Origin of the sequence: Rhizobium sp. BK661, assembly GCF_024808825.1 — a bacterium.
Lineage (GTDB): Bacteria > Pseudomonadota > Alphaproteobacteria > Rhizobiales > Rhizobiaceae > Rhizobium.
In genome coordinates, this window is the sequence record NZ_JANTYT010000001.1 from 981,468 (window position 1) to 994,479 (window position 13,012).

15 protein-coding genes are annotated in these 13,012 nt (G+C 60.8%); 12 read left to right on the forward strand and 3 right to left on the reverse strand.

The window, feature by feature from the left end; all coding sequences use genetic code 11:
- Positions 1-42: 42 nt before the first annotated feature.
- A complete protein-coding gene (locus FHX16_RS04765; protein WP_016553003.1) occupies positions 43-630 on the reverse strand; it encodes an invasion associated locus B family protein in 588 nt (195 codons plus the stop codon).
- A gap of 338 nt (positions 631-968) precedes the next feature.
- Here FHX16_RS04765 and coxB point away from each other — a divergent pair, with 338 nt between their 5' ends.
- The 6 genes from coxB (at position 969) to FHX16_RS04795 (ending at position 6,287) form a co-directional block, all read left to right on the forward strand.
- A complete protein-coding gene (gene coxB, locus FHX16_RS04770) occupies positions 969-1,862 on the forward strand; it encodes a cytochrome c oxidase subunit II (protein ID WP_183859894.1) in 894 nt (297 codons plus the stop codon).
- Positions 1,863-1,879: 17 nt separating this feature from the next.
- Positions 1,880-3,583, forward strand: coding sequence for a cytochrome c oxidase subunit I (gene ctaD / locus FHX16_RS04775; RefSeq protein ID WP_016553005.1), 1,704 nt, complete (start codon positions 1,880-1,882; stop codon positions 3,581-3,583).
- A gap of 69 nt (positions 3,584-3,652) precedes the next feature.
- On the forward strand, positions 3,653-4,609 hold the full coding sequence (locus FHX16_RS04780; protein WP_183752256.1) for a heme o synthase: 957 nt from the start codon (positions 3,653-3,655) through the stop codon (positions 4,607-4,609).
- A complete protein-coding gene (locus FHX16_RS04785) occupies positions 4,609-4,743 on the forward strand; it encodes a hypothetical protein (protein ID WP_259126687.1) in 135 nt (44 codons plus the stop codon). Before FHX16_RS04780 ends, FHX16_RS04785 begins: the two co-directional genes overlap by 1 nt.
- A 1-nt stretch (position 4,744) precedes the next feature.
- The gene (locus FHX16_RS04790) at positions 4,745-5,350 is read left to right on the forward strand and encodes a cytochrome c oxidase assembly protein (RefSeq protein ID WP_040673970.1); all 606 of its coding nucleotides are present in this window, start codon (positions 4,745-4,747) and stop codon (positions 5,348-5,350) included.
- A 58-nt stretch (positions 5,351-5,408) separates the two neighbouring features.
- The gene (locus tag FHX16_RS04795; RefSeq protein WP_114711812.1) at positions 5,409-6,287 is read left to right on the forward strand and encodes a cytochrome c oxidase subunit 3; all 879 of its coding nucleotides are present in this window, start codon (positions 5,409-5,411) and stop codon (positions 6,285-6,287) included.
- 61 nt (positions 6,288-6,348) lie between these two features.
- Here the strand turns inward: FHX16_RS04795 and FHX16_RS04800 are convergent, their stop codons facing one another.
- Positions 6,349-6,990: a chloramphenicol phosphotransferase CPT family protein gene (locus FHX16_RS04800; protein WP_183752254.1), complete on the reverse strand. Its 642-nt coding sequence runs from the start codon at positions 6,988-6,990 to the stop codon at positions 6,349-6,351.
- 130 nt (positions 6,991-7,120) lie between these two features.
- On the opposite strand from FHX16_RS04800, the gene FHX16_RS04805 reads away from it, so the two are divergent.
- The 6 genes from FHX16_RS04805 (at position 7,121) to FHX16_RS04830 (ending at position 11,717) form a co-directional block, all read left to right on the forward strand.
- Complete coding sequence (locus FHX16_RS04805) at positions 7,121-7,504, forward strand: DUF983 domain-containing protein (RefSeq protein WP_183752252.1); 384 nt, start codon at positions 7,121-7,123, stop codon at positions 7,502-7,504.
- On the forward strand, positions 7,497-8,246 hold the full coding sequence (locus FHX16_RS04810; RefSeq protein ID WP_183859892.1) for an SURF1 family protein: 750 nt from the start codon (positions 7,497-7,499) through the stop codon (positions 8,244-8,246). Before FHX16_RS04805 ends, FHX16_RS04810 begins: the two co-directional genes overlap by 8 nt.
- 62 nt (positions 8,247-8,308) lie before the next feature.
- Positions 8,309-9,310: a 4-hydroxy-3-methylbut-2-enyl diphosphate reductase gene (gene ispH / locus FHX16_RS04815; protein ID WP_183859890.1), complete on the forward strand. Its 1,002-nt coding sequence runs from the start codon at positions 8,309-8,311 to the stop codon at positions 9,308-9,310.
- Between the two features lie 108 nt (positions 9,311-9,418).
- Positions 9,419-10,384 (forward strand): homoserine kinase, encoded by a 966-nt coding sequence (locus FHX16_RS04820; protein ID WP_183859888.1) that lies wholly within the window; start codon positions 9,419-9,421, stop codon positions 10,382-10,384.
- Entirely contained in the window at positions 10,381-10,821 is a 441-nt protein-coding gene (gene rnhA / locus FHX16_RS04825; protein WP_183859886.1) for a ribonuclease HI, read from the forward strand. The genes FHX16_RS04820 and rnhA overlap by 4 nt, the downstream gene beginning before the upstream one ends.
- Positions 10,822-10,913: 92 nt before the next feature.
- Complete coding sequence (locus tag FHX16_RS04830) at positions 10,914-11,717, forward strand: endonuclease/exonuclease/phosphatase family protein (protein ID WP_183859884.1); 804 nt, start codon at positions 10,914-10,916, stop codon at positions 11,715-11,717.
- A 63-nt stretch (positions 11,718-11,780) separates the two neighbouring features.
- On the opposite strand, the gene fdhA is transcribed toward FHX16_RS04830, so the two are convergent.
- Positions 11,781-12,971, reverse strand: a complete 1,191-nt coding sequence (fdhA, locus tag FHX16_RS04835) for a formaldehyde dehydrogenase, glutathione-independent (protein WP_183859882.1) — start codon at positions 12,969-12,971, stop codon at positions 11,781-11,783.
- Between the last annotated feature and the right edge of the window lie 41 nt (positions 12,972-13,012).

The window sequence follows — 13,012 nt, forward strand, 5'->3', positions numbered from 1 at the left end:
AGGTCCGGGGGACGGTTCGAGCAAGCCCGAAAATCAAGACGATCAGGGGAGGGCGTCGTAGCCTTCGGCAAAGCCCTTGAGATCAACGGGGATGCCGATCCCTTCCTCGGGCGTCTGGAAGACGATGAACGTGGCGCTCGCGCCGCTGCGGAAGGTCTTCAGCAGTTCGTCTTCAAGAACAACCTCTGCATAGCAGCCATCTGCAAAGCAGCGGACGAAATAGGCGCGGCCGATATCCTTGCCGTCGACATTGAGGCCAAGGCCGTTCGGCAGCAGGACGCCGAGAGGCGCCAGAACGCGCAGTATCTTCGACTTGCGGTCAGCGGTCTTCAGCACAACAACGGAAAGACCGACTTCCGGCCGGTCTTCGGCGATCACGTTCTGCATCAGCGCGCACTGCTCAGCCGAGGCGCCGGCGGGCTTGTCGCACACGACAGACCATGCGCCGTGGTTCGACTTCACGGTGCCGGGCGCCTGCGGCTGTGTCTGCCCAGGCTGTGCCTGCGACGTCGGCGGCGTTGGCGCTGGCTGCCCCGGCGCGGGTTGCTGCTGGGCGAAGGCGGGAGCAGTCGCTGCGGCCGCAATGCACGCTGTCAGCACGAAGGGCCGTGCGAGGGAACGGAAACCCATGAAAACCTCTGCAATTCGAATCAGTGCCGCTAAGTTGGGGCGCGCCACCAAAAATGAAAAGCCCCACCCGCTGAAAAGCCGGGGACTACGGCGGAAATGGGACGTTTATCCGAGAATGTTTGTGCGACGGCACGGGCAACAACCGATATTTCACTGATTGCAACGAAAAAGATGGAATGTTTCGTTATGCTTGGGGCAATCTGTTTGAAAGCGAAAATGCCGCACGAACAAACGCTTTGGGCTGTTGCGATCAATGGCAAACTGTGGTTTGAAGCGCTGAGATGGCAAGGATTCTGTGCGTGATTTTGCGCAGATCAGCGCTCGAGGGAGATTTTAAGGTGATTAAGAAGGCTTATGCAGCTCTGACCGCGCTGGTCTGTCTGCTTTTTGCTTCCGGCAGTTATGCCGACCAACCGATGCCGTGGCAGGCGACATTGCAGCCGGCAGCCACGCCGATCATGCGGGACATTCATTGGTTCGAACAATATACCCTGTGGTTTATCGTTCCGATCACGCTCTTCGTTCTGGTCCTTCTTATCGTCGTCTGTCTCAAGTTCCGCGCCGGCGCAAATCCGGTGCCGTCCAAGACGAGCCACAATACGATGATTGAAGTTGCCTGGACCGTGGGACCGGTCCTCGTGCTTCTCTTCCTCGCTGTGCCTTCGTTCAACCTCTTGACCGCCCAGCTGACCCTGCCGGAAAATCCTGACGTCACCATCAAGGCGACCGCGACGCAGTGGCAGTGGAACTACGAATATGAAGGCTCGGGCGAAAACCCGCTCGCTTTCGATTCCTTCCTGCTTAAGGATGCCGACCGCGCAGCCGCCGGCAAGGAAGACAAGGCGATCTATCCGCGCCTGCTGACTGTCGACAACGAGCTTGTTCTGCCCGTCAACAAGACCGTCCGCGTTCTCGTGACCGCTGCCCCGACCGACGTTATTCACGCATTCGCCATGCCGTCCTTCGGCGTCAAGATCGACGCCGTTCCGGGTCGCCTGAACGAAACCTGGTTCCGCGCCGAGCGTGAAGGCCTGTTCTACGGTCAGTGCTCCGAACTCTGCGGCAAGGATCATGCGTTCATGCCGATCGCCATCCGCGTTGTTTCCGAGGACAAGTACAAGCAGTGGCTCGCCGGTGCCGCGACCGACTTGCCGGGCGCGTACAAGACACTCATGGCCGCAACCGATGGTGCCGCAAGCACCGTCAACGTTGCCGAAAACGTGGCTAAGTAAGGAAGAGGGAACGGGACATGGCTGGACCTTCCGCACACGACGATCATCACTCGCATGATCACTCTCATGGCGCGCACGCCCATGACGACCACCACGATCACTCGCACAAGCCGAGCTTCGTCAATCGCTGGTTCTTTTCGACGAACCACAAGGACATCGGCACGCTTTACCTGATCTTCGCGATCATTGCCGGCATCATCGGCGGCGCGCTCTCCGTTGCCATGCGCATGGAGTTGCAGGAGCCTGGCATCCAGATCTTCCACGGTCTGGCATCGATGGTCTACGGCTATGAAGGCGACGCCGCCATCGACGGCGCCAAGCAGATGTTCAACATGTTCACCACCGCTCACGCGCTGATCATGATCTTCTTCATGGTCATGCCGGCGATGATCGGCGGTTTTGCCAACTGGATGGTGCCGATCATGATCGGTGCGCCTGACATGGCGTTCCCGCGTCTGAACAACATCTCCTTCTGGCTGATCGTTCCGGCCTTCCTTCTGCTGATCCTGTCGATGTTCGTTGAAGGTCCTGCCGGTGCTTATGGCGCAGGCGGCGGCTGGACGATGTACCCGCCGCTCTCGAGCTCGGGTACGCCGGGTCCTGCCGTCGACCTTGCGATCTTTGCGCTCCACATTGCCGGTGCGTCCTCGATCCTCGGTGCGATCAACTTCATCACCACAATCCTGAACATGCGCGCTCCGGGCATGACGCTGCACAAGATGCCGCTGTTTGCCTGGTCGGTCCTGATCACCGCCTTCCTGCTTCTGCTGTCGCTCCCGGTTCTCGCCGGCGCCATCACCATGATGCTGACCGACCGCAACTTCGGCACCTCCTTCTTCGTGCCTGAGGGCGGCGGCGACCCGATCCTTTACCAGCATCTGTTCTGGTTCTTCGGTCACCCAGAAGTCTACATCCTGATCCTGCCCGGCTTCGGCATCGTCAGCCACATCATCTCGACCTTCTCGCGGAAGCCTGTTTTCGGCTACCTCGGCATGGCCTACGCCATGGTTGCGATCGGTGCCGTCGGCTTCGTCGTCTGGGCGCACCACATGTACACGGTCGGCCTGTCGCTCGACGCGCAGCGCTACTTCGTGTTCGCCACGATGGTCATCGCCGTTCCGACGGGCGTGAAGATCTTCTCCTGGATCGCGACGATGTGGGGTGGCTCGATCAGCTTCCGCACGCCGATGGTCTGGGCGATCGGCTTCATCTTCCTGTTCACCGTCGGTGGCGTCACGGGCGTCCAGCTCGCCAACGCCGGCCTCGACCGCTCGCTGCATGACACCTACTACGTTGTGGCTCACTTCCACTACGTTCTATCGCTCGGCGCCGTGTTCGCCATCTTCGCTGCCTGGTACTACTGGTTCCCGAAGATGACCGGCTACATGTACAACGAGTTCCTCGGCACGCTGCACTTCTGGGTCATGTTCATCGGAGTTAACCTGGTGTTCTTCCCGCAGCACTTCCTTGGCCTCGCGGGCATGCCGCGCCGCTACATCGACTACCCGGATGCATTCGCCGGCTGGAACTACGTTTCCTCGGTCGGCTCCTACATCTCCGCCGTCGGTGTGTTGATCTTCCTGGTTGGCGTCTTCGAAGCCTTCGCAAAGAAGCGCGTTGCCGGTGACAATCCGTGGGGTGAGGGTGCAACGACGCTCGAATGGCAGTTGTCTTCGCCGCCTCCGTATCACCAGTGGGAACAGCTCCCGCGCATCAAGTAAGATGCGAGAAATTGCGACCGCCGCGTGTTACAGTGCGGCGGTCGGCTTACAAGTTTGCAGGACAAGAGAATGACAGTAATCGGCAATCGCAAGGCTCTGGCGCACGACGGCGAGTTCCGCCTGTCGGAAGCGAGTGCGCGCGATTATTTCGAGCTTTTGAAACCGCGCGTCATGTCGCTCGTGGTCTTCACGGCATTTGCCGGTCTGGTTCTGGCTCCGGGGCACATCAATCCGGTCCTCGGCCTCATCGCCATCCTTTGCATAGCCATCGGCGCCGGCGCTTCCGGCGCGCTGAATATGTGGTACGACGCCGATATCGATGCGATCATGACCCGCACCGCCAAGCGTCCGATCCCGGCCGGCCGGATCGCGCCACGGGAAGCGTTGGCATTCGGTCTGGTGCTCTCCTGTTTTTCGGTGATTATCCTCGGGCTCGCCGTCAATTGGCTCGCAGCCTCGATCCTCGCCTTCACGATTTTCTTCTACGCCGTGATCTATACGATGTGGCTGAAGCGCTCGACGCCGCAGAACATTGTCATCGGCGGTGCCGCCGGCGCCTTTCCGCCGATGATCGGCTGGGCCTGCGTGACCGGTACCGTCACGATTGAAAGCTTTGTTCTGTTCATGATCATCTTCCTCTGGACGCCGGCCCACTTCTGGGCGTTGGCGCTGTTCAAGATGAAGGACTATGAGGCGGTCGGCGTCCCGATGCTGCCCAATGTCTCGGGCGAGCGCACGACCAAGCATCAGATTGTTGCCTATGCGGTGCTGACGGCGGTGTGCGGCGTGTTGCCGACGGCGCTCGGCTTTGCGAGCCTCGGCTACGGCGTGGTCGCCGCAGCCCTCGGCGCAATCTTTATCTACTGTTCCATCGCCGTCTGGCGGATGCCGGACGGCGATGAGAAGATGATCCCGGCGAAGAAGCTCTTCGGCTTCTCGATCCTGTATCTTTTCGCGATTTTCTCCGCCCTGATGTTCGACCGGCTCGCCGCCGTGCTCGTTTCTCACATGGGAGGTATTCTCTAATGGACGTCGTCAAGCTTACAGAGGCGCAGCGCAAGTCGCGCCGCAACCGCAACGTTGCGCTCGGTCTGGTTTTGGCCGGCCTCGTCGTGCTTTTTTACGCGATTACGATCGTTAAGTTTACGGGGCACGCGTGAGATGAGCGGGATGCCGAGCACGCCGCGAAAGCCACGCAACAACGGCGCTGTCGTTTTCATGTGCCTTGCCTTCGTCTTCGGCATGGGCGCTGCGAGCTATGCGGCGGTTCCGCTCTACCGGATGTTCTGCCAGCTGACTGGCTATAACGGCACGACGCAACGCGTCGAGCAGGCTTCCAGCGTGATCCTCGACCGCAAGATGCGCGTGACCTTCGACGCCAATGTGGCGCCGGGTCTTGACTGGGAGTTCAAGCCGGTCGAGCGCGAGGTCAACCCGCGCATCGGCGAAACCATTCAGGTGAATTTCACCGCGGTGAACAAGTCGAACGAGCCGCAGCGCGGTCAGGCTGTATTCAACGTGACACCTGGCGAGGCGGGCGTCTATTTCAACAAGGTGCAGTGCTTCTGCTTCAACGAGACCGTTCTGAAACCGGGCGAAAAGCTCGAGATGCCTGTCGTTTTCTATATCGATCCTGATATTACCAAGGCTGTGGAATCGAAGGATATCCACACCGTTACCTTGTCCTATACGTTCTATCCGAAAGAGGGTCCGAAGCCGGTGGCTTCGAATGAGGGTGGAACGGTAAAGCTTGAAAAGAAACTTTGATTGAGGTCCGTTTCCGGCTATGCCGGAGCGGAGAGGAAGAGATCCGGGGATAGCTTACATGGCTGATGCTCATCAGAAACATCACGACTACCACATCATTGACCCGAGCCCGTGGCCGATCCTGGCTTCGATCGGCGCGTTCATCATCACGTTCGGCGGCGTCGGCTTCATGCGCTACCTCAACGGCGGGTCGCTGCATCTCCTCGGCATCGAATGGGCTCATCCGTGGCTGTTCTTCATCGGCCTTGCGATCATTCTCTACGTCATGTTCGGCTGGTGGTCTGACACCGTGAAGGAAGCACACGAGGGCGCCCATACCCGCGTCGTCTCGCTGCACCTTCGCTACGGCATGATCATGTTCATCGCTTCCGAAGTGATGTTCTTCGTCGCCTGGTTTTGGGCTTACTTCGACGCAAGCCTCTTCCCGAATGAAGCAATCCAGGCTTCGCGCGTGGCCTTCACCGGTGGCCAGTGGCCGCCGAAGGGCATCGAAGTCCTCGACCCCTGGCACCTGCCGATCTATAACACTGTGATCCTGCTATTGTCCGGCACGGCCGTTACTTGGGCGCATCACGCGCTGCTGCACAACGACCGCAGAGGCCTGATCCAGGGCCTGACGCTCACCGTTCTGCTCGGTATCTTGTTCTCCTCGGTGCAGGCGTTTGAATACGTACATGCGCCGTTTGCCTTCAAGAACTCGATCTACGGGGCGACCTTCTTCATGGCGACCGGCTTCCACGGCTTCCACGTTCTGGTCGGCACGATCTTCCTGTTGGTCTGCCTGTTGCGTGCGATCCGCGGCGATTTCACGCCGAAGCAGCATTTCGGCTTCGAAGCGGCGGCCTGGTACTGGCACTTCGTCGACGTCGTCTGGCTCTTCCTGTTCTTCTGCATCTACGTCTGGGGCGGCTGGGGCGCTCCGCTGGCTGCTGGCTGAGCCGAGGCCATGAATTGAAAAAGGGCGGGTGCCACGGCACCCGCCCTTTTTGTTTTACTGATCACCGCATGGCGGCGATGCGCTCGAATGCTGAGGGTTCGGGAATGCCGAGATCCAGGCGGTGCCGGATCGCTTCGGCACATTCCAGCGGCGTCAGCACCGACGTGTCCACTTCAAGATCGTAGATGCCGGGGATATGAACCTGTTCCTGCCAGAGCTGGACCGGATGGGGGACGGCCTCATCGTCGGTTGCGGTGACGTACAGAGAGTGACGACCTGGCACTGGGATGTTCCGCCTTTTCATGATGACCTTGATCGGACACCTCACCCCGACGAAAAGCACTGGCAATCCCTCAAGCCGGCGCGCGCAATCGGCGAGAATACCGAGCGGCTGAGAGTAGCTGTCGTGATGGCCGAGGTCGGCCACGACATTGAGGCCGAGCCCAGCATGGATCGCGATCGACTCGTAGAGTGCCGCATAGAAAAACGGAATCATCTCCTCGAGGTCCGGGCGTTCTCCGCCCGGGCGCAGTCCGATTCCCGGCAGGTAGCGTTCCGCGGTCATCGAGTTGTAGGTGTCGACGCCAAAGTTCATCCAGGGGCCGTCGAAATGCTCCTGGATCGCGTTGGCGATCGACGATTTTCCACTGCGCGGGGCGCCGTTCAGAATGACGATCTGTCCGGCCGAGCTGTCGTATGTCATCAGTTTTCTTCTTCTGTTTGGCGCGAATCGCTGAGGCGAAAGAGCGCAGGTATTTCCCTTCCCTCTGTGATTACTTTATGGGTGAGTTATGGCGGAGCGAGCGGTTGGCCATAGGCCATTGGAAGGATGCATGAACGAAGACAGCGCACATTTTCCCCCGGTCGATCCTGTGAAGACAGGCATCAGGGGATGCTGCCCACGCTGCGGCCAGGGAAAGCTCTTCAACGGCCTGCTGGCGCTGCAACCGCGCTGCTCGGCCTGTGGCCTCGACTACGCCTTTGCCGATGCCGGCGACGGCCCTGCGGTATTCGTCATTTTGATCGTCGGCTTCATTATCATCGGCTCGGTGCTGTGGCTTGAGGTCAATTACGCGCCACCGATCTGGCTGCACATTCTGCTGTTCGGTCCTCTCACCATTGTTCTCTCCCTGCTGGCTCTGCGCTGGTGCAAGGGAATCCTGATCGCGATGCAGTATCGCCATAACGCCAGTGAAGGGCGCATTTCCCGTGACTGAATTTTATGTTTCGGCGCCAAGCCGAAAGCGGTCGGTACTCACCGGCATCGCTCTGCTTGTCGCGCTTGCCATCCTCCTGTCGCTCGGCACCTGGCAGGTCGAACGGCTGCACTGGAAGGAAAAGTTACTCGCCGATATCACCGAGCGCCGGCAGGCGCCGCCGGCATCGCTTGCCGATATCGAAGGCATCGCTGCAAAGGGCGACGATATCGATTATCGCCACATGACGGCCAGCGGCGAATACGTCAACAGCAAGGAGCGGCACTTCTTTGCCACCTGGCATGGCCAGACGGGCTTCTACGTCTACACCCCCCTGCAGCTTGCCGATGGCCGCTATCTCTTCGTCAACAGAGGCTTCGTTCCTTATGACAACAAGGAGCCGGAAATGCGCATGCAGGGCCAGCTCACCGATCAGCAAACGGTGACCGGCCTTGCTCGTGCAAAACTTCCGGGCAAGCCGTCCTGGGTGGTGCCTGATAATGATGTCGCCAAGAATATCTTCTACTGGAAGGACCTCGACGTGATGGCGTCGAGCGTCGGGCTCGACAAGGCCGAGGTGGTTCCGTTCTTCCTGGATGCGGACGATACCCCCAATCCGAAGGGGCTGCCGATCGGCGGGGTCACCGATGTCGATCTGCCCAACAACCACCTGCAGTATGCCTTCACCTGGTATGGGCTTGCGGCAACGCTTGTCATCATCGCCGTGATCGCCCGTTTCCGTAAGCGGGGTCCGGCGCAATAGTATCGCTTCAATTCCTGCCTATATTGGGCTAGACAGCGCTATCCCTACGAACCGGAACAGACATGAATATTGCGGCGAAACCTCCCTTGACGATCAGGCTCTGCGGACCGCGCGGCTTTTGCGCCGGCGTCGACCGCGCCATCCAGATCGTCGTCCTGGCGCTGAAATCCTACGGTGCGCCGGTCTATGTCCGCCATGAAATCGTTCACAACAGGTATGTGGTCGAAGGCCTGGAAGCCAAGGGCGCTGTCTTCGTCGAAGAGCTCGACGAGATCCCGAAAGAGCATCGCGCCCAGCCGGTTGTCTTCTCGGCGCACGGCGTGCCGAAGTCCGTGCCTGAGGATGCGAGCGCCCGCAATCTCTTCTATCTCGATGCAACATGCCCGCTGGTCTCCAAGGTGCACAAGCAGGCGATGCGCCACAACAAGCTCGGTCGCCATGTCGTCCTGATCGGCCACGCGGGCCACCCCGAAGTGATCGGCACGATGGGCCAGCTGCCGGAGGGCTCGGTATCCCTGATCGAGACGGTCGAGGATGCCGACGTCTATCAGCCGGCCGATCCTGACAATCTCGGCTACGTGACGCAGACGACGCTCTCGGTGGACGACACGGCGGGCGTGATCACGCGCCTGCACGAGCGCTTTCCCAATCTGACGGCACCTGCCGCCGACTCGATCTGCTACGCCACGACGAACCGCCAGGAAGTGGTGAAGCAGGCAGCCCCCGGCTGTGATCTCTTCATCATCGTCGGCGCTCCGAACTCGTCGAACTCCAAGCGGCTGGTCGAGGTCGCGCTGCGGGCAGGGGCGAAGAAGTCGCTCCTGGTGCAACGCGCCTCGGAGCTCGATTGGGATGACATCGGCACGATCTCGACGCTTGGCCTGTCAGCCGGCGCGTCGGCGCCCGAAGTCATCGTCAACGAGATCATCGAGGCCTTCCGTGCGCGCTTCGACGCCAAGGTCGAGCTTGCCGAGACGGTTCAGGAAAACGAGCATTTCCTCGTCAACCGCGAACTGCGCAACATCGAGTTGACGCATGAGGATATGGCGTGGGTGAATGGGTAAGGCGCCTCCCGTGATGCGGGAGTAATCGTCGAGGGGACGATTACAGCGCCAGTCACCGCCCGGTCCGGGCGGTGGTCTAACTGATCAAACATTTTCGCGGGACGTAAATTGGCAGTCTATACCGATATTTCCGAAGACGATTTGAAGTGGTTCCTGACGGAGTACGATGCCGGTACGCTGCTGTCCTACAAGGGCATCGCTGAAGGTGTCGAGAACTCGAACTTCCTGCTGCACACCACCAAGGATCCGTTGATCCTCACGCTATACGAGAAGCGCGTCGAAAAGAACGACCTGCCGTTCTTCCTGGGGCTGATGCAGCATCTGGCGGCCCGCGGTCTCTCCTGCCCGCTTCCCCTGCCGCGAAAGGACGGGGCCTTGCTCGGCACGCTGTCCGATCGCCCGGCAGCGCTGATCTCGTTCCTGGAAGGCATGTGGCTGCGTAAGCCGGAGGCCAAGCATTGCCGCGAGGTCGGCAAGGCCCTTGCCAAGATGCATGTCGCCGGCGAAGGCTTCGAGCTGAAGCGTCCCAATGCGCTGTCCGTCGATGGCTGGAAAGTGCTCTGGGAGAAGTCCGAGGCGCGCGCGGACGAGGTGGAGAAGGGACTTCAGAACGAGATCCGCACCGAGCTCGACTTCCTCTCCGCCCATTGGCCGAAGGACCTGCCGGACGGTGTCATCCACGCCGACCTCTTCCCCGATAACGTCTTCTTCCTTGGCGACGACCTGTCGGGCCTGATCGACTTCTATTTCGCCTGCAACGACCTGCTTGCCTATGACGTCTCGATCATCCTCAATGCCTGGTGCTTCGAGAAGGACGGCGCCTACAACATTACCAAGGGTATGGCGATGCTGGAGGGCTACCAGAGTGTGCGGCCGCTGAGCGATGCCGAACTGGCAGCACTTCCGATCCTCTCGCGGGGTTCGGCGCTGCGCTTCTTCCTGACGCGCCTCTACGACTGGCTGACGACGCCCGAGGGCGCGCTGGTCACCAAGAAGGATCCGCTCGAATATCTGCGCAAGCTGCGCTTCCACCGGCAGATCGGCTCAGCCGCCGAATATGGGCTCGTGGCATGAAGCACGTCGATATCTTCACGGACGGCGCCTGTTCCGGCAATCCCGGCCCCGGCGGCTGGGGCGCGGTGCTGCGCTACGGCGAGGTGGAAAAGGAACTGTCTGGCGGCGAGGCAGACACCACCAACAATCGCATGGAACTGCTGGCGGCGATTTCGGCGCTGACGGCACTGAAAAGCCCGTGCGAAGTCGATCTCCATACCGACAGCAAATATGTCATGGACGGAATCTCGAAATGGATCTTCGGTTGGAAGAAAAACGGCTGGAAGACCGCTGACAAGAAGCCGGTGAAGAACGGCGAGCTCTGGCAGGCGCTCGATGCCGCGAACCAGCGCCACAAGGTCAAGTGGCACTGGGTCAAGGGCCACGCCGGCCATCCGGAAAACGAGCGAGCCGACGAGCTTGCGCGCAAGGGCATGGAGCCGTTCAAGAAGCGGTAGCGGTCCACCCAAACCGCGTAAAAACAGCCACAAGAAACGCTTGCCTGAATCAATGCAGCAAGCGCTTGAATCACAGCATGAGGAGAGTTGTGGTGCGTGTGATCTCGCTGAACGCCTGGGGCGGCAAGCTCTATGAGCCGCTGATCCGGTATCTTCGCGATGCCGATCCTGATGTTCTCTGCCTGCAGGAAGTGACCCGCTCGGTCGGCGTCACCTCGGACTGGCTGGAGTACCGCGACGGCAGCCACATCCTGCCGCAGCGCGCCAACCTCTTCGACGAGATCAAGGCGATCCTTCCCCACCACGACGCCTTCTTCGCGCCGACGGCGCGCGGTACGCTCTTCGATGGCGAACAACAGCTCTCGTCCGAATTCGGCCTCGCCACGTTCGTGCGCAACAGCTATCCAGTCGTCGGTCATGCGATGGATTTCGTGCACGGCGATTTTTCCGGCGACGGCTACGGCGAACATCCGCGCCCACGCAACGCCCATTGCATCAGGCTCTTCGACTATAGCGCCAATCGACCTATCACCATCGTCCAGCTGCACGGCTTGCGCGACCTTGCCGGCAAGGGCGACACGGCGGCGCGTGGCGGGCAGGCGGACGCGTTGGTTGCTCTCATCCACCGCATCTGGCGCGAGGGCGAGCCACTGGTCGTGTGCGGTGATTTCAACGTGGTCCCCGGAAGCGTCATGTTCGCAGCGCTCGCCGAATTGGGCTTGACCGACCTCGTGACCTCGCGCGGCCACACGGATACGCGAACCTCGCACTACGCCAAGGAAGGCCGCTATGCCGACTACTTGCTGGTCACCGCAAACATAGACGTCGTGGCGTTCGACGTCGTTGAGCAGCCCGAGGTCTCCGACCATCGGGCGCTGTTGCTGGAGATCGCATGAGAGTTACGGATGGCGCAGCGGTGCAAGATGCACCCGCTGCGCCGAGCCTAGGGAGGCCTTTACCTAAGCCGCCTTGGCGACTTCGCCATGCGGGTCGAGGACAAACTTCGTCGCCGCGCCATGGTCGAAGCTCTCGTAGCCTTGTACCGCCTCTTCGAGCGGAATGACCTTGGCGTTGACGATATCGGCGATCGGCAGGCGGTCATGGAGGATCGCCTGCATGAGCTGGCGGTTGTACTTCAGAACTGGTGTCTGGCCCGTATGGAACGACTGCGCCTTCGCCCAGCCCAGGCCGAAGCGCAGCGCCAGGTTGCCATGCTTGGCAGCATTGTCGACGGCTCCTGGGTCCTCGGTCACGTAGAGGCCCGGAATGCCGATCGAGCCCGCCGCGCGGGTGATTTCCATCATCTGGTTCAGAACGATCGCCGGCTGCTCGCCGCCTGAATGGCCGCGTGCCTCGAAGCCGACGGCGTCGATGGCGCTGTCCACTTCGTTGCTGCCGGTCACCTGAGCGATCATCTCGCCGAGCCGGTCGCTCTTCGACAGGTCGATCGGCTCGAAGCCGACCTTGGCGGCATGGGCAAGGCGATCCTTGTTGAAGTCGCCGATCATCACGACCGCAGCGCCGAGGATGCGGGCGGATGCAGCCGCGGCAAGCCCGACCGGACCGGCACCGGCGACATAGACCGTCGACCCGACACCGACGCCGGCGCGCACCGCACCGTGGAAGCCTGTCGGCAGGATGTCGGAAAGCATGGTCAGATCGCGGATCTTTTCCATGGCGCGATCGCGGTCCGGGAATTTCAGGAGGTTGAAATCGGCATAGGGAATGGTCACGTAGCGGGCCTGCCCACCGATCCAGCCGCCCATGTCGACATAGCCGTAGGCGCCGCCGGCGCGCGACGGGTTGACCGTCAGGCAGACGCCTGTGTCCTGCGACTTGCAGCAGCGGCAGCGGCCGCAGGCGACGTTGAACGGCACGGAGACGAGGTCGCCAATCTGCAGCATCTCGACGTCAACGCCCTTCTCGATCACCTCGCCGGTGATTTCGTGGCCGAGAACGAGGCCGGGCATGGCGGTGGTGCGGCCGCGAACCATATGCTGGTCCGATCCGCAGATATTGGTGGAGATCACTTTCAGGATGACGCCGTGCTCGATCTTGCGGCCATCGGGTGCTTCAAGCTTCGGATCGTCGATATCGTGGATTTCGACCTTGCCGGGCCGCATGTAGACGACGCCTCGGTTCTTGCTCATTTCCATCTCCTCCGTTGAAAATGCTGCCTCGTGCAGGGCTC